At 60.3% G+C, this 16,857-nt stretch carries 13 protein-coding genes and 1 pseudogene; 8 read left to right on the top strand and 6 right to left on the bottom strand.

The window, feature by feature from the left end; translation table 11 throughout:
* The first annotated feature begins 57 nt into the window (after window positions 1–57).
* Window positions 58–1,266 (top strand): DSD1 family PLP-dependent enzyme, encoded by a 1,209-nt coding sequence (locus BK667_RS16565; RefSeq protein ID WP_185058233.1) that lies wholly within the window; start codon window positions 58–60, stop codon window positions 1,264–1,266.
* A gap of 125 nt (window positions 1,267–1,391) precedes the next feature.
* Window positions 1,392–2,372, top strand: coding sequence for a LysR substrate-binding domain-containing protein (locus BK667_RS16560; protein WP_123598278.1), 981 nt, complete (start codon window positions 1,392–1,394; stop codon window positions 2,370–2,372).
* Window positions 2,373–3,152: 780 nt separating this feature from the next.
* Here BK667_RS16560 and BK667_RS16550 read toward each other — a convergent pair.
* The 3 genes from BK667_RS16550 to BK667_RS33285 all read right to left on the bottom strand — a co-directional run bounded on the left by BK667_RS16550 (window position 3,153) and on the right by BK667_RS33285 (window position 7,475).
* Entirely contained in the window at window positions 3,153–3,419 is a 267-nt protein-coding gene (locus tag BK667_RS16550; protein ID WP_123598277.1) for a short-chain dehydrogenase, read from the bottom strand.
* Complete coding sequence (locus BK667_RS16545) at window positions 3,416–3,700, bottom strand: DUF3077 domain-containing protein (protein ID WP_123598276.1); 285 nt, start codon at window positions 3,698–3,700, stop codon at window positions 3,416–3,418. Before BK667_RS16545 ends, BK667_RS16550 begins: the two co-directional genes overlap by 4 nt.
* Window positions 3,701–4,217: 517 nt before the next feature.
* Window positions 4,218–7,475, bottom strand: coding sequence for an Ig-like domain-containing protein (locus BK667_RS33285; RefSeq protein WP_185058226.1), 3,258 nt, complete (start codon window positions 7,473–7,475; stop codon window positions 4,218–4,220).
* 1,070 nt (window positions 7,476–8,545) lie between these two features.
* Between BK667_RS33285 and BK667_RS16525 the strand changes: the two genes are divergently transcribed.
* Window positions 8,546–9,067 carry a GNAT family N-acetyltransferase gene (locus BK667_RS16525; protein ID WP_123598275.1) on the top strand — a complete coding sequence of 174 codons (522 nt, stop codon included), beginning with the start codon at window positions 8,546–8,548 and terminating at the stop codon, window positions 9,065–9,067.
* A gap of 1 nt (window position 9,068) precedes the next feature.
* Here the strand turns inward: BK667_RS16525 and BK667_RS16520 are convergent, their stop codons facing one another.
* Window positions 9,069–9,761, bottom strand: coding sequence for an aspartate/glutamate racemase family protein (locus BK667_RS16520; RefSeq protein ID WP_123598274.1), 693 nt, complete (start codon window positions 9,759–9,761; stop codon window positions 9,069–9,071).
* Window positions 9,762–9,839: 78 nt separating this feature from the next.
* On the opposite strand from BK667_RS16520, the gene BK667_RS16515 reads away from it, so the two are divergent.
* The gene (locus BK667_RS16515; protein ID WP_123598273.1) at window positions 9,840–10,601 is read left to right on the top strand and encodes an AraC family transcriptional regulator; all 762 of its coding nucleotides are present in this window, start codon (window positions 9,840–9,842) and stop codon (window positions 10,599–10,601) included.
* Between the two features lie 70 nt (window positions 10,602–10,671).
* Entirely contained in the window at window positions 10,672–11,166 is a 495-nt protein-coding gene (locus BK667_RS16510; RefSeq protein ID WP_123514934.1) for a hypothetical protein, read from the top strand.
* Between the two features lie 195 nt (window positions 11,167–11,361).
* Here the strand turns inward: BK667_RS16510 and BK667_RS16505 are convergent, their stop codons facing one another.
* Both BK667_RS16505 and ccoN read right to left on the bottom strand, forming a co-directional pair.
* Window positions 11,362–11,583, bottom strand: coding sequence for a cbb3-type cytochrome c oxidase subunit 3 (locus BK667_RS16505; protein WP_123514936.1), 222 nt, complete (start codon window positions 11,581–11,583; stop codon window positions 11,362–11,364).
* Between the two features lie 8 nt (window positions 11,584–11,591).
* Entirely contained in the window at window positions 11,592–13,019 is a 1,428-nt protein-coding gene (ccoN, locus tag BK667_RS16500; protein WP_123598402.1) for a cytochrome-c oxidase, cbb3-type subunit I, read from the bottom strand.
* Between the two features lie 378 nt (window positions 13,020–13,397).
* On the opposite strand from ccoN, the pseudogene nirA reads away from it, so the two are divergent.
* The 3 genes and pseudogenes from nirA to BK667_RS16480 all read left to right on the top strand — a co-directional run bounded on the left by nirA (window position 13,398) and on the right by BK667_RS16480 (window position 16,803).
* Window positions 13,398–15,071: pseudogene (gene nirA, locus BK667_RS16490) on the top strand (nitrite reductase NirA).
* Window positions 15,068–15,547, top strand: coding sequence for a DUF934 domain-containing protein (locus BK667_RS16485; protein WP_123598272.1), 480 nt, complete (start codon window positions 15,068–15,070; stop codon window positions 15,545–15,547). The pseudogene nirA and the gene BK667_RS16485 overlap by 4 nt, the downstream one beginning before the upstream one ends.
* A 287-nt stretch (window positions 15,548–15,834) precedes the next feature.
* Complete coding sequence (locus tag BK667_RS16480) at window positions 15,835–16,803, top strand: hypothetical protein (protein WP_123598271.1); 969 nt, start codon at window positions 15,835–15,837, stop codon at window positions 16,801–16,803.
* The last annotated feature ends 54 nt before the right edge of the window (window positions 16,804–16,857 follow it).

The following is a 16,857-nucleotide window of genomic DNA, read 5'->3' as shown; positions in this document are numbered from 1 at the left end:
AATTTTCTGCTGGGGACCTTGGGCGTCGGCGCCTTGCTGGTGGGCGTCGGCGCGTGGCTGCGGCCGGGGGATCGGGGCGGGCCGTACAGCGATTATTTCCGTGCATTGAACCGTGAACTCAAGGACCACGGCCCGATGCGCCCGGTGATGCTGATCGATCTGGATCGTCTCGATCACAACATCGATGTGGTGATGCAGTCGGTCGCCCGCGCCGGCAAACACCTGCGTCTGGTGGAGAAATCCCTGCCGGCACCGGGGCTGCTGACCTACATCGCCCAGCGTGCCGGCACCAAACGCCTGATGTCGTTCCACCAGCCGTTTCTCAACCATGACGCGGTGCAGTTTCCCGATGCCGACATCCTGCTGGGCAAGCCACTGCCGGTGCGTTCGGCGCAGCTGTTTTATGACACGCATAAAGGCCCTTTCGACCCGGCGCAGCAGTTGCAGTGGTTGCTCGATACCCCCGAACGGCTCCAGCAATACCTGGCGCTTGCCCAAGGGTTGGGCACGCGGTTGCGGGTGAACATCGAACTGGACGTCGGCCTGCATCGCGGCGGCGTCAGCGACCTCGGCGTGCTCGGGCAGATGCTGACGCTGATCAGCGCCCACCCGCAGCACCTGGAATTCGCTGGGTTCATGGGTTACGACCCGTTCGTGGGCATGGGCGTGCCGGGGATTCTTGGTTCGCCGGAGGAACTGTTCGCCAAAGTGATGGTGATCTACAACCGCTGCGTTGATTTCACTCGTCAGCAGTACCCCGGCCTGTGGCGCGAAGGGCTGACGCTCAACACCGCCGGCAGCCCGAGTTATCGCATGCACGAACAGGAACGCCTGAGCACTGAAGTCTCGGTGGGCACCGCGATGCTCAAACCGACGCACTATGATTTGCCGTCTTTGGTGGACCATGTGCCGGCGGCGTACATCGCCACGCCGGTGCTGAAAAGTACCGGGGCGGTGAATATTCCGGCGCTGGATGATAAGTCGAGGCTGTTCTCCTGGTGGGACGCCAATCAGCGCCAGACGTTCTTCATCTACGGCGGCAACTGGATGGCCGAGTTCGAATCGCCCCAGGGCTTGCAGAGCAACGGGGTGTATGGCCGTAGCTCCAACCAGGAAATGGTCAACGGCTCCAGCGCCGTGGGCCTGACGGTGGAGGATCAGGTGTTCCTGCGGCCGATGCAGACGGAATCGGTGTTGCTGCAGTTTGAGGATTTGTTGGCGGTGCGGGGTGGCAGGATTGTCGACAGGTGGCCGGTTTATTCCTGAGGATTGTTTTGATCTTAAAAACCCCCTGACACACAAGTGCAGCATTCTTCAGGCAACAATCCGTAGAGCTACGCGCGGTCCACCGCGAAGGACGCAAAACCCACCAGATCGACAGGGAGTCATCGATGGCATTCACAGAACCCGCAGCGCTTCAGGACTCTGGCAATTACCGCTACCCCGAGGTGACATCCGAATCCTGGCTGGCGCTGGCGGCCGGGATCGAGGCCGAGGTGGCGCAGTACTTCATGGTCAGCGCCCGGTGCGGCTGTTTCATGCAGGCCGCGCGCAGCCTCAACGTCAGGACGACGTTGCTGCGCAAGCAACTGGCAAAACTGGAGACGCAGGTCCAGCGCTCCCTGTTCAATTTTCAGGGGAGCAACCTGACCCTCAGCCGCGAAGGGCTGCAACTGCATGCCCAACTGATTGCGCTGGCCCATGAGCGCACATTGCCGCTGGTCGAACAGCCACTGATCCGGCTCGCGGTGGCCGAATCGATCCTGCATGACATCCTCGGCCGCGACTTGATCGCGTTGCTGCGACGCAATGCCAGCGTGCGCCTGGAAATCATCTCGCTGGACAGCGAACTCGCCTTGCAAGCCGTCAGCGCCGATGTGGTGCTGTGGCTGGGGACCGGCGACTCACCGCTGCCCGGGCCGACCTTCGCCATCGATGAACCGCAACGCCTGGCGCGCCTGGAGTATTTTCCGCACATCGCCAAACGCTATTCACGGGTCACCTCCAGGCCGGAAAGCATCGACGACCTGGCGGATTTCATGCTGGTGCATTGGCAACATGACCGCCAGATCGACAGCTTCGGACCCTGGAACCACCTGGTGGAACAACGCCTGGCTGGCGTCGTGCAGTTGCAGTCCTACGAACTGATGCTGGAAATGATCCGTTGCAGCGCTTGCATCGGCCTGCTGCCCGGCTACATCAGCCGCTTCGACCGTGCACTCGTTGCGCTGCCGGGGTTGTTCAAAGAGCCGATGCAGCGCCAAGCGTGGTTGGCAGTGAATACCGATTCCCGAGCAAACGCCGAAGTGCAAGAACTCGCCGAACTGATCCGCCACACCTTCCACGAACGGCGAGACTGGTTCGAGCATTAACGGTCATCAATCCCCTGTAGGAGCGAGCGGTGCGACGATTCGACTTGCCCGCGAAGGCGGAGTGTCAGCCACCCTCAATCTTGACTGTGAAACCGCCATTGCGAGCAGGCTCGCTCCCACAATGGTTTAGCGCCATGCACAACATCTACGTACACCGCCGACCCCCGTAGGAGCGAGGCTTGCCCGCGAAAGCGGAGTGTCAGCCACCCTCAATCTTGACTGTGAAACCGCCATTGCGAGCAGGCTCGCTCCCACAATGGTTTAGCGCCATGCACAACATCTACGTACACCGCCGACCCCCGTAGGAGCGAGGCTTGCCCGCGAAAGCGGAGTGTCAGCCACCCTCAATCTTGACTGTGAAACCGCCATCGCGAGCAAGCTCGCTCCCACAATGGTTTAGCACCATGCACAACATCTACGTACACCGCCGACCCTCTGTAGGAGCAAGGCTTGCCCGCGAAAGCGGTGGGTCAGTCAACATCAATGCTGACTGTGAAACCGCCATCGCGAGCAAGCCCGCTCCCACACTGATTTGGCGCCATGCACAACATGTGCGTACACCGCCGACCCTCTGTAGGAGCAAGGCTTGCCCGCGAAAGCGGTGGGTCAGTCAACATCAATGCTGACTGTGAAACCGTCTTCGCGAGCAAGCCCGCTCCCACACTGATTTGGCGCCATGCACAACATCTACGGACACCGCCGACCCTCTGTAGGAGCGAGCGGTGCGACGATTCGACTTGCCCGCGAAGGCATCCTGACAGCCACCATCAAACCCGGCGCTTACCCACGAGCCCGAATCCGCCGCCCCAACACATCCATCACATCACACCCATCGCGCAACAACATCGCCGCCGCGTTCGCCAACTGCTGCACGTCAGCACCTTTTGCCTGGGTGATATCGAGACTGGCCAGACTCTCCACCATCTGCGTCACCGCCAGAAACCGGGTGGCAGCGTTGCTGTGCAGCACCTCCAGCGGCGCTTGCGTGGCCACCAGCAACACCGGGATATCGCCGTCGTTATGGGTCATCGGCATATGCGGATTCATGCGTCACCTCCGGCTCGTGCGGCGTGCATGCCGTCGATGGAGGCTTGAACCAGTGAGCGCGCAGTGCCGAGCATCTGCTGACTGGCCCAACGCAAGGATGCACCGTGTTCCGGGCGGGTGGCGGTGGGGGCCTGATGGGCGAGGGCTTCGGCGCAGCTTAGGTAGACGGAGGCGTGTTCGAGGGCGTCTAGGAGGGGGATGTCGGGTTGTACGGCGAAGAGGTGGTGATCGATGTGATCGCAGGGGGCGAACGGGGTGGATTTTGTGGTTGCGTTTGGCATTGGTTTAACTCTTGAGAAAGTGGGAGTTGCCACTTGCTCGCCGTCAAACGAATGGGTGGCAACTGTGCGCAGGTTGACGGACCGGTCTCAAGTACCCGGCGCACCCGAAGGTGCCCCACGCACAGTCACCATATAACTTTGCTGCGGACGAAGAAGTACGCGTGCGAAGTTAAGGAAACCATACGTCTTGAGATGCAGCCCGAGCCGTCAAACCCGATCACGAATGAGTCGTGACGGGCGTGAGGATAGGGAGCCAGGGCAGGGCAGTCAACCCGGCGCAACGCCTGAAACAGCTGCTTTTCCCGTAGGCAACTTCCGCACCCGGCCACACCCCCGTAGGAGCTGCCGAAGGCTGCGATCTTCTGATCTTGCCCTTGAAAATCAAGATCAAAAGATCGCAGCCTCGTTTCACTCGACAGCTCCTACAAGGGGCGGGGGCTCTTTCAAATCACGGGTTAAATAAATGCGTCCTCTTTGTTATTTCCTTTTTAGTTATAAAAGCGTGTCCAGTTTTCCTCTAAATAGTCGTTATGGTTAGATTATCTACTTCATAATCATTGCCGAGGCCAGTTGCTACATGATTAACAATCATGAATTCCATAATGTTAGTTTCCGCTGTGAAATCCCCCTGTATGAGTATCCAGCGGTCTGAAAGGGTTACGGGTTGAGTGAGTGCACCTTGCGTCGTACTGAGTGAAAGACTAGAGGTGTATTCTCCCCAACTGCTTCGGACCGCCATTATTGAAAATCGGTAGCGCTGTCCTATTTTTATATTTTGAAAGGTTTTCGTCAGGACTACCCCCGCGGAGTTATTGCTGTGGGTGTTATTGAATGCTCGATGATTACCGTCCCTCAGCCTAATGCTCCAATCTTGTGGATCTGTAGCAGGCCCTCGCTGCCATCCACCGAATGTTCCGTCTTCAAAGGTTGTTAAGTCATATTGCAGAGTTTGTTTAACCGTAATGAGCCATTTCTCCGACGTCTCGCCCGAATCATTTAGGGCCTTGGCGGTAAAACTGTGGGCTGCCACGCTCAATTCCGACACGTCTAGCGTCCAGATACCGGTGTTCTCATCAGCAGTGGTTTCGTCCATAGGTGTCGTGCCATCGAAAATCTGCACCTTCTGTCCTTTGGTGGCCTCTCCGGTCAAGGTCACGCTGGTTTCGAAAGTGTCGCGACCGTTGGGAATCTCCAGTCCACTCAGCGAGCCTTTTACCGAGGTAATGGTTGGGTCAACCAGTTCGATAGCCTTGACGGTATAACCCCGCACCGGAAACCTAACCGCCATCGCTCTATCCGCCACCTTGTCAAAGTTGACCATAAACGTAACGGTCAACTCCGAACCCTCCTTCAACGTCCTCAACCAATCAATAGGTGCCGGTGTCTCCAGCCCTGACGATGCGTTATGAGCCGGACCTTCCCAAATGATCAACTCATCTTCAGCACCGTTTTCTTTTATTCCTTTAAAACTCAGCCACACCCGTTGACCGCTAAGTTGCAACAGCCACTCGTTCACGGCCAATTTGTCATCACCCTTCAGCCCAGCGACGTTCAGATCCCTTGCCGTTACACCCGCGATGGTCGGTGTGGGCAAGTCGCCGCTCGGAATATTGAGGACATTCAATAGCAACGGGCGCGAAGGTTGGGCGGGGTCACTGCCGCGCGTGACGCTATACGTCACGGTGACGGTGGTCCCCAGACAAAACGCCACTAACGAGTTCGGCAGCGGCACTTCTTTTGGACTCACCGTCACAATATCGATCGACGTTGTGGTGTGAGAACCTTCGGCCGGTCTGCCAGCGGCGGCAGCCCAGGTGACGGTAATCTTGTCGCCGACCTGCATGTCGTCGTAGTCCACGACAGCAGTCAAAACGTCTTTGGCAGCCACCGGATTGAGCGTGGTGCCAGGGGCTTGTTTGATCTGCGGCGCTTTTAATTCCAACGCCACACCCACGCTAAACACCAACGCATTCGCATATTTGGTCCGTTCATTCGCCCGCTCAATAAAATACGAAGCCGACACCATCCCGCCTTCATTGCCCTTGATCAGTTCAGCCTTGATGGTAAACGGCACCGGTTTGCCTGCCGTAAACGACGACAGATCCACCCAGTCAATGTCTTTCCCGGTTTTCGAACCGACCCATTCACGGGTTACTCGGTCGCCTGGCAGGGTCAGCAGGTAGTTCACGGTCAGCGTGGTGCCTGGCCGATCTGGTGGCAGTGCGCCGTCGACCACGCCCGCCACCGTCGGCTCTGGCAATTCCAGGCGCGGTTCACCGACGTTCAGCAGCGGCAAGTGCTCCGACTCGCGGATGGCATGGGTGGCGTTGACCCGGTTCATCGTTGCGACCACCGCGTCATCGCTGAGCAACTGGTAATACAGTTCCAGCGTGCCGCCGTTGATTTCCCGCAGGTGCTGGCCGTCCACATCAATGAACAGCGGCTCCTTGGCCTCGGCCTCTCCACGGCTGATCGAGTGCAATGGCAGGTCGGGCAAGTAGGTGGTGAAATCGGGGCGGGTGCCGAGCCAGAACAGTTTGATGGCGTCGCCGGCATTGAACGATTCGTCATAGAGGATTTTTATCTGCGTGCTGGTCAGGTCCGGGTCGATCGCCCCTTGCTGGGCGTCCACGGCAATCGGGGCTTTGAGCAGTTGCAGCTCGCCGATCACGCTGATGAAGCGGCCTTTGGAGTGCAGGTCCGGGGAGCCGTCGGCCTTTTGCAGGCGATAGGAGAGCACCATTTGCGACTTGGCCAGTCGCCGCAGCAGGGCATTTTCGATTGTGACTTCCCACGCAACGGGCAGGCCGCTCAGTACCTCGCCGGGCAGTTCAATGTCGATCGGCGCGCCTTCGTGCGGGGTGCCGCGAACCCGGACGAACAGCGTGTCGCCATTTTTGAAGTGGGTGTCATCCACCGCCCAGACCTGGGCCGTGCCGTTGTTGTTGCCCAATTCATCGAGGTCGAGCACGTTGCCTTGGCTCTCTTTCAGCAACGGCGCTTGCAGCAAGGTCACATCCAGATTGACCACCACCCGCTGCTCAGAGCTCCAGTCTTCGGAGCGGTTATCGACCCGGTCATAGACTTCGAACGCCACTGCCAACCCTCTGGAGTCCGAGTCGCCGGCCTTGCGGATGGTGGCTTCGTCGATCAGCAACGTGATGGCGACTCTGCCGTCAGCCTGGTCCTGGGTCAGTGGCGGGCTGAGGACGAAGACGCCGCCCCAGGTCACCTGAATCACATCGCCTGCCGCGATGTTCGGGTAGCGGTCGCACAACATCAGCACGCCGGCGCCGACGTTGTCCTGATCGATGCCGCCGTCGATGATCGGCTGCGGCAATTTCATCACCAGTTTCGAGTGACCGGGCTGGTCGTTGTCGTCATGGCCGCCGGGGCGGGTGAGCTTGACCAGCACCTTCATCACCTCCGACGGCTCGGCCGTTTGACCCACGCGCTGCACGGTGTAGGACACATCGAACGCGCCTTCGGTGAGATGCCGCGACGGCACAAACTGGGTCAGTTCCTTGTTGACCTCTTCCGGGTCGATGGTGTCCTGCAGCACCTGATTGCCCGCGCCCCAGAAAATCCGCAGCACGTCCCCCACACCCATCACCCCCCACGGCCCGGCCCGGCACTGCAAACCCTGACGCGGAAAATTGTCCAGCGCGGCGGCGATGTTGATACCCCACACATCGGGCGCTGTGCTGACGGGACCGGTGCGACCGGGGATGTCGAGTTCTTTGAGCAGCAAAGGGCTTGCGATGGGGGTAGGCATGATGTGCTCCTGTCGGGAGAGGCGTTGGGTTATTACGCCGATGACAGGGGAGCGGTGGCTACTGTCAGATCTGACAGTGGCGACGGATGGTCAGGGGTAAACCCTTGTGGGAGCGAGCCTGCTCGCGAATGCGGTGGATCATTCCCTATTGATGTTGACTGACACGACGCCTTCGCGAGCAGGCTCGCTCCCACAGTGGTTTTGTGGTGAGTCAGGAATTTGTATGCGACACGATCCCCTGTAGGAGCGAGGCTTGCCCGCGAAAGCGTCGTGTCAGCCACCCTCAATCTTGAATGTGAAACCGCCATCGCGAGCAGGCTCGCTCCCACACTGATTTGGCGCCATGCACAACATGTGTGTACACCGCCAATCCCCGTAGGAGCGAGGCTTGCCCGCGAAAGCGTCGTGTCAGCCACCCTCAATCTTGAATGTGAAACCGCCTTCGCGAGCAGGCTCGCTCCCACACTGATTTGGCGCCATGCACAACATGTGTGTACACCGCCAATCCCCGTAGGAGCGAGGCTTGCCCGCGAAAGCGTCGTGTCAGCCACCCTCAATCTTGAATGTGAAACCGCCATCGCGAGCAAGCTCGCTCCCACACTGATTTGGCGCCATGCACAACATCTACGTACACCGCCAATCCCCGTAGGAGCGAGGCTTGCCCGCGAAAGCGTCGTGTCAGCCACCCTCAATCTTGAATGTGAAACCGCCTTCGCGAGCAAGCTCGCTCCCACAATGGTTCAGCGCCATGCACAACATTTGTGTACACCACCGATCCCCTGTAGGAGCGAGCGGTGCGACGATTCGACTTGCCCGCGAAAGCGTCGTGTCAGCCACCCTCAATGTTGACTGTGAAACCGCTTTCGCGAGCAAGCTTTGCTCCTACGGCGCTTGAGTGAGTCTGTTAAATAAATGCGTCCCCTTTTTCTGGAGCAAGCTCGCTCCCACAGGGATTGGCGGTGTATGCCGATGCCGGGATCAAAGGATCACAGTCTTCGACAGCATCCTACCGGATGCTGTTGCGGTTGGTTTAGAGTGGGGGGCCATGTACGTTTCACGGAAGAATCACCATGCCGACCACCGACGCCAACATCACCATTCAGCGTTTCAGCGAAACCCACATCGACGGTATCACCGCGCTCTACAACGATCCCGCGATCACCCGTCAGGTGTTGCAAATGCCGTTTCAATCTACCGAAGTCTGGCGCAAACGCCTGATGCCGGAGAACGAGCGCGTGGTGCAATTGATAGCGCTGCATCAAGGGGTGGTCATCGGCAATATCGGTCTGGAGCAGTTTTCGCGCATTCGCCGCAGTCACGCCGGCAGTATTGGCATGGGCGTCGCCGGGGAATGGCAGGGCAGGGGCATCGGCTCGAAGTTGCTGGCGACGGCGCTGGACGTCGCTGACAACTGGATGAACCTGCGCCGGGTCGAGCTTTCGGTGTACGCCGACAACGCTGCGGCCATCGGGCTGTACCGCAAATTCGGTTTTAAAGACGAAGGTCTGTTGCGCGACTACGCCGTGCGTGACGGCGTGCTGGTGGATGCCTTGAGCATGGCGCGGCTGCGTTCCACGCCCAAGGCCGGTTGAGTCAGTCGCCCAAGGCAAACGCCACCGCCGCCCGGGCATGCAGTTCGGTGGTGTCGAGCAGGGGCAGGGCGCTGTGCTCGGGTTTGATCAGCAGGCCGATTTCCGTGCAACCGAGGATGATCGCCTGGGCGCCGCGCCGGGTCAGCGACTCGATCACTTGCTGGTAGACCTTGCGCGACGTTTCACTGATCACCCCGACGCACAGTTCGTCGTAGATGATCCGGTGCACGGCCTGGCGTTCCTCGGCTTCCGGCACCAGGACCGTCAATCCCTTGGCCGTCAGGCGCTCCTTGAGGAAATCCTGTTCCATGGTAAACGCGGTGCCCAGCAACCCGACGTTCAGCGTCCCGGCATTCACTGCCGCTTGACCAGTCGGGTCAGCGATGTGCAGGAACGGAATGCCAATCGCCGCCTGAATCTGCCCGGCAACCTTGTGCATCGTGTTGGTACACAACACCACGCACTCGGCGCCGCCGGCCTCAAGCCTGCGCGCGGCATCCACCAGAATCGCCGCTGCATCGTCCCAGCGCCCGGCGTGCTGGGCCTGTTCGACAGGCCCGAAGTCGACGCTGTACATTAGCAATTGCGCCGAGCGCAACGGCCCGAGGCGGTCGCGGACCTGTTGGTTGATCAGGCGATAGTATTCGGCGCTGGACTCCCAGCTCATGCCGCCGATAAGGCCGATGGTGCGCATGCTGTGCTCCTGTGGTTGGCTACCCTTTGATGGAGAGTGTCCCGTGGATCCGAGCGTCGATCTATCAGGAAATTTCACATGCTGAGCCACCGCCTGCTGGGCGACAGACTTTGCCTGCAACTGCTGCCGCGCGCGGCCTACAGCGCCCGGGATCCGGCGCAATGGCACACGCTGGGCGTGACCCTGGAGCGCCAGCAAGGCGTGCATGCCATCGATTCCGACCGCCGGGTGGACTTCGACACACTGCCCGGCGTATTGGCGCATACCCCGGTCGGCGTCGAGGTGTTTTCCGAGTCAGACAGTGGCGGCGAATACCTGCTGTTGCGCCTGGACGAGCAGTTTGCCCGTCAGCACTTGCCGTCGGTCAATCATCGCGTGCAGTCACTGGGCCAAAGCCAGGCGCTGGGATTGGCCCGAACGTTGCGCCGCCTGTTGCTCGATCCGCAACCCGACGGTCTAGCGCTCGAACACGCGGCATTGCAGCTGGTGGGGCAGGCGAGTGTGCAAAGTGATTACCGGACCCCACCCAAGGCGTTCACCCGGGTACTGGACCAGATTGCCGAACAGTTCCATCAACCCTTGCGTCTGGAGCAGTTGGCCGTCACTTACGGACACAACGAACTGCGGTTTCTGCGCGACTTCACCCGAACCATTGGCCTCACGCCGCACGCCTACCTGATTGAAGTCAGGCTTCAGGCCGCTCGACGGATGATCGAGCAAACCGACCTGCCATTGGCCAGCATTGCCCTGGACGCCGGGTTCGCCCATCAGTCGCACATGGGCAGTGCCTTTCGCAAACACCTGGCCATGACCCCCAGCCAGTACCGCTCACGCTTTTAGTCGTACGCCGGTCGCTGGCATCTGCCATGCTCAAAGTCCGCAGCACCGCTTCAACCAAAGGAACACCGCAATGGACGACGTACAGCAACTGGGCGAGATGCTTCGCCACTACGCAGAAAGCGAAGCGCACAAGAAGCAATTGTTTGAGTCGCAATCGGCCGTGTGGGCGACGCGCATTGGTGAGCTGTTCGATCAGATCCAGCACTGGCTGGAACCGGTGGGTGCGCCGAACCTGCTGGAGGTGAGCCGCGAGCTGTACGTCGCATCCGGGCCGAGCGTGCCGGTCGAGACGTCGACCTTCAAGACCGAGAAACTGACGATTGTGATTGCCGGCAAACCGGTGGAATTCGTGCCGGATGTGATGGGCGTGGGTGGCCAGATTTCCCTGGCGGTGATGGGCCTGACGGCCGCGCGTTACGGCAGCATTTCCCTGGTGTGCCTGCCGCCGGCAACCAATTGGCAATGGCGCAAAACCAATGGTTTGAAAGACCCGGATACCTTTGCCTTCGATGCGAACTTTCTGGCGCAGCAGCTGCAGAGCCTGATACCCCGCGAGCGCGGCTGAAGTTTCTTGCCAGCCTGAAGAGCCACCCCTCACCCCAGCCCTCTCCCCAGAGGGGAGAGGGGGAAAGGGAGCAAACCGCGTGCTTGTGTGATCGTTCCCATGCTCCGCGTGGGAATGCAGCCCGGGACGCTCCGCGTCCCATTGGAACGCGGAGCGTCCCTTGAGGCATTCCCACGCGGAGCATGGGAACGATCATCAAACCTCCAAATTCCCCCACCCAGGCTTAACCTCTTCCGGCGCCACCGCTTTCACCTGCTTCCCTGTCGCCAATTCCACCCGCTTCGCCACCTCCGGGTCATCGGCAAACGGCATCAAACTCGCATCCTCCAGGCTCTCGGGCGTCTGATGCTTCAGGCAATACTCGATCGCCAGCCAAAACCCCACGACGCCAAACAGATTCAACAGCATCTCCATCATCCCGACCCTCACGCAATCTGCGCTTCGTGCTCAGCCATGGACACGTCCGCCACCCGCACGGTGCGCCAGGTGTTGTACGCCATCAGCAGCATGCCGCTGAGGAAGAACACGCCACCGGTAAACCGCACGACAAACCCCGGATGGCTGGCCTGCAAGGCTTCGACGAAGGAATAAGTCAGCGTGCCGTCGTCGTTGATCGCGCGCCACATCAGGCCTTGGGTGATGCCGTTGACCCACATCGACGCGATGTAGAGCACGGTGCCGATGGTCGCCAGCCAGAAGTGCGCGTTGATCAGGCCGACGCTGTGCATCTGCGGCCGGCCGAAGACTTTCGGCACCATGTGGTAGATCGCGCCGAAGGTGATCATCGCCACCCAACCGAGGGCGCCGGCGTGGACGTGGCCGATGGTCCAGTCGGTGTAGTGGGAGAGGGCGTTGACGGTTTTGATCGCCATCATCGGCCCCTCGAACGTGGACATGCCGTAGAACGCCAGGGACAGTACGAGGAAGCGCAGGATCGGGTCGGTGCGCAACTTATGCCACGCGCCCGAGAGCGTCATCATGCCGTTGATCATCCCGCCCCAGCTCGGCGCCAGCAGGATCAGCGACATCGCCATGCCGAGGGACTGCGCCCAGTCTGGCAGCGCCGTGTAGTGCAAGTGGTGCGGTCCGGCCCAGATGTACAGGGTGATCAGTGCCCAGAAATGCACGATCGACAACCGGTAGGAATACACCGGCCGCCCCACTTGTTTGGGCACGAAGTAATACATCATCCCGAGGAACCCGGTGGTCAGGAAGAAACCTACCGCGTTGTGCCCGTACCACCACTGCACCATGGCGTCGGTGGCCCCGGAATACACCGGGTACGACTTGAACCAGCCCACCGGAATCGACAGGTGATTGACCACGTGCAGCATGGCGATCACCACGATAAACGCGCCGAAGAACCAGTTGCCGACATAGATGTGCTTAGTCTTGCGCTGCACCACGGTGGTGAAGAACACGATGGCGTAAGCGACCCACACCACCGTCATCCACACCGCGCCGGAGAACTCGATCTCGGCGTATTCCTTGGTGGTGGTGTAGCCCAGCGGCAGGCTGATCAGCATGATCACGATCACCGATTGCCAGCCCCAGAAGGTGAACGCGGCGAGCGTGTCCGAGTACAGCCGCACCTGGCAGGTGCGCTGCACCGCGTAGTAACTGGCGGCGAATTGCGCGCTGCCGGCAAAGCCGAAAATCACCAGGCTGGTGTGCAGCGGGCGCAAGCGGCCGAAGGTGGTCCACGGCAGGTCGAGGTTCATCTCGGGCCACACCAGTTGCGAGGCGATCCACACGCCCATGGCCATGCCCACCACACCCCAGACAATGGTTGCCACGATGAATTGGCGGACGACCTTGTAGTTGTAGGCCTGTCCGATTGTTGCTGTGCTCATGGTCAGTTCATCCATGCAAAGTCTTGCCAGGCCACCCGGTCTGGCATGGGATGCACTGTAGGAACCTTGCCGGAAACAAAACAGACTCAGGAAAACTCGATTTATGCGGATCAGATATGGAGCATGCCTGCGGCCATCTGCCGCGCTCTGATACGGTTTTTTAGGTTTCAGGTGGGTCTGTAACGCGCTGCGCCGCAGGTTCATAGTCGCCCCATCGAAAACGGGCCGCAGAGCCCGACTCCCGGCGCAATCCCTGTGGGAGCGGGCTTGCTCGCGAAGAGGGCGGCACAGTCAACATGGATATCGCCTGACCCACCGCTTTCGCGAGCAAGCCCGCTCCCACAGGTTTTGTGCTCAACCCTGATGAGAGGCCACCACATGTATCAGTACGACGACTATGACCGGGCGCTGGTGTTCGAGCGGGTCGCGCAGTTTCGCGATCAGGTCGAGCGCTTCATGGCCGGTGAACTGAGCGAAGAAGAGTTCCTGCCCCTGCGCCTGCAAAACGGCCTCTATATGCAAAAACACGCCTACATGCTGCGGGTCGCCATCCCCTACGGCACCCTCGGCGCCGGGCAAATGCGCACCCTGGCGAGCATCGCCCGGGATTACGATCGCGGCTACGGCCACTTCACCACCCGGCAGAACATGCAGTTCAACTGGATCGCACTGGCCCAGGTGCCGGACATCCTCGAACGCCTGGCCCAGGTGGAAATGCACGCGATCCAGACCTCCGGCAACTGCGTGCGCAACATCACCACCGAAGCCTTCGCCGGGGTGGCGGCGGACGAGCTGATCGACCCGCGCCCCCTGGCGGAAATCCTCCGGCAGTGGTCGACCATCAACCCGGAATTCCTGTTCCTGCCGCGCAAGTTCAAGATCGCCATCTGTTCGGCGGAACAGGACCGCGCGGCGATCATGATGCACGACATCGGCCTCTATCTTTACCCCGGTGCCGACGGGCAAATGCTACTGCGGGTGATCGTCGGCGGTGGCCTGGGGCGCACACCGATCCTCGGCTTGCAGATTCGCGAAGGCTTGCCGTGGCAGCATTTGCTGTCCTACGTTGAGGCGGTGCTGCGGGTCTATAACCGCCACGGTCGGCGGGACAATAAGTACAAGGCGCGGATCAAGATCCTGGTCAAAGCCCTGGGCATCGACGCCTTCGCCTAGGAAGTGGAGGAGGAGTGGCAGCACCTCAAGGATGGCCCGGCGCAGCTGACCGACGTCGAGTACGAGCGGGTGGCGAGTGCCTTCGTTCCCCCGGTTTATCAGGCGTTGGCCGACACCGACCTGGATTTCGGCACGCGCCTGGCGCAGAACCCGGCGTTCGCCCGCTGGGTCGCGCGCAATGTGCAACCGCACAAAGTGCCGGGTTATGCCAGCGTCGTGCTGTCGACCAAACCGGGGCTAGCCTCGCCACCGGGGGACGTCACAGCCGAGCAGATGGACGCGGTGGCGGGTTGGTCCGAGCAGTTCGGTTTCGGCGAGATTCGCATCGCCCACGAGCAGAACATAGTGCTGCCAGACGTGACCAAAGCCGACCTGTACGCGCTGTGGTGCCTGGCCTGCGATCAAGGGCTGGGCAGCGCCAATATCGGCTTGCTGACCGACATCATCGCCTGCCCCGGTGGCGATTTTTGCGCACTGGCTAACGCCAAGTCGATCCCCATCGCCCAGGCCATTCAAGGGCGATTCGAAGACCTCGACTACCTGCATGACCTCGGCGACATCAGCCTCAATATCTCCGGCTGCATGAACGCCTGCGGCCATCACCACATCGGCAACATTGGCATTCTCGGCGTGGATAAGAACGGCAGCGAGTGGTACCAGATCACCCTCGGCGGCGCCCAGGGCAAGCGCAGCGCGTTGGGCAAAGTCATCGGCCCGTCCTTCAGCGCCGCCGAAGTGCCCGACGTGATCGAGGGCATCATCGGCACCTTCGTGCGTTACCGCGAGACTGAAGAACTGTTTGTCGATACGGTGCAGCGCATCGGGCTGGAACCCTTCAAGGAACGGATTTATCCGAAAGCGCTGGAGGTGTCGGCGTGAACAATCTATTGCGGCTGGAGGAGGGCGTGGCGCGGATTGATCTTGAGGATCCGTGGACGCTGGTGCGGGAGGTTGACGCTGAATTGCCTGCGGGACGATTGATTCTGCCGTTGGCCCGTTGGCTTGATCACCCGGCTCGGCACGGGGTGTGGCTTGGGCCGGACGATGAGGTTGAAAGCCTGCAATCCTGTTTCAACCTGTTGCCGTTGATCGCCCTGGATTTTCCGAGTTTTCGCGATGGTCGCGGGTACAGCCAGGCGTATCTGCTACGCACGCGGCTGGGTTGGGTCGGGGAGTTGCGGGCGATTGGGGATGTGCTGCGTGATCAACTGAGTCATATGCGCCAGTGCGGGTTTGATAGTTTCGCGGTGCGCGAGGACAAGTCGGCTGAAGATGCGCTCAAAGGGTTGGCGGGGATGAGCGTGTTGTATGGGCGGTCAGTGATCGAGCCGCGCCCATTATTCAGACGCCGCTGATTTTTGATGTGGGGAAGCTTTTGTGGCGAGGGGGCTTGTCGGAATGCCGCATCACCCCGTTCGGCTGCGAAGCAGGCGCAAAACCTGCACGCTCGGTGTAACTGAAAGAGTGCTGGGGCCGCTTCGCGCCCCAACGGGGTGATGCGGCATTCCGACAAGCCCCCTCGCCACAGGGATCTTCTTAGCCACCTCATTTTGCTTGGGCCAGTACTGGCCTTTTGGTAGAGTCCGCGCATTCAGCTGTTTTTCTGGCTACATGGACGAAATCAAGAAGGGAGTCTGGCGTTGTGAGTTTCGGCAAAAAGATTTTAGGGCTGACGGCATTTCTGCTGATGCTGACCCTGTGGGCTGGCTACTTTTACGTGTTCCAGGAAAACCGTGGCGGGCAGTTGGGGGGCGCTTACGACAGCACCGCCTGGTGTGGCACGCCACCGTCGGCCGACGCGCTGTCCCTGGGCAAGGATCAACTGACCCTGCGCGTCACCAACAACCTGCGCGGCGAGTTCATGCTGGGTGGTTCGGTCATCGTTTCCGAGCGCACCTTCAACCGCTACGACCTGGGCCGCAACGCATTGCGCCTGCGCCTGGAGCCGTTGCAATGGTCGTTCGGCGCCACGCCGATTTTCCTCGAACAGGTGCGGATCAAACCCCTGAGCCGCAACCTCGCCGCCGACAATAAAAGCGCCTACGCCGAACTGGAGCCGCGACCGATTGGCGTGCAGGGCCGGGCCACCGAGTTTCCCTTCGACACTTACCGCTACGGCTACAAACCGGTGCTGTATTACCTCAAGGGCAATGAGCGCATCGATCTGCGTTTTCGCCACGTCACCACCGTGATGGACATGTCGAACACCTTCACGCCGATCCAGAAATACAACCGCGCCGAGTACATCAACGAGAAAAGTCCGCTGGTGCGCGATGAGGATTACAAACCTTACGCCACCACTGAATGTGCGTTCAGCGTCGAGCGCAAAGGCTCGTTCAAGGTCATCGTCCTGCTGCTGTTGCTGGTGATTTGCCTGCCGCTGATGCATGTGTTTTATCGCGATGAACCGGGTATCGATTTCCTTGCGACGCTAGTGGGAATTGGTGCGGTTCGGGTGATGCTGGTGGGGCCGTTGCAGGATTTTCAGTTGTACAACATCGACTTCCTGTTTGGCGCGGCGATTCTGTTGGTGGGGACGGTGTCGTTGATCAAGGCGATGCGGGCCAATAGTCGGCGGGCGTTGGCGGCGCAGAGTGGGTCGTCCTGGTGATGATGGGTCCAGAGATTTGGGTTGGTTGAGCTGACGTCTTCGCGGGCAAGCCTC

The organism is Pseudomonas frederiksbergensis (assembly GCF_003732705.1).
Taxonomy (GTDB): Bacteria; Pseudomonadota; Gammaproteobacteria; order Pseudomonadales; family Pseudomonadaceae; genus Aquipseudomonas; species Aquipseudomonas frederiksbergensis_F.
This window is presented reverse-complemented; position numbering and strand designations above follow the sequence as displayed.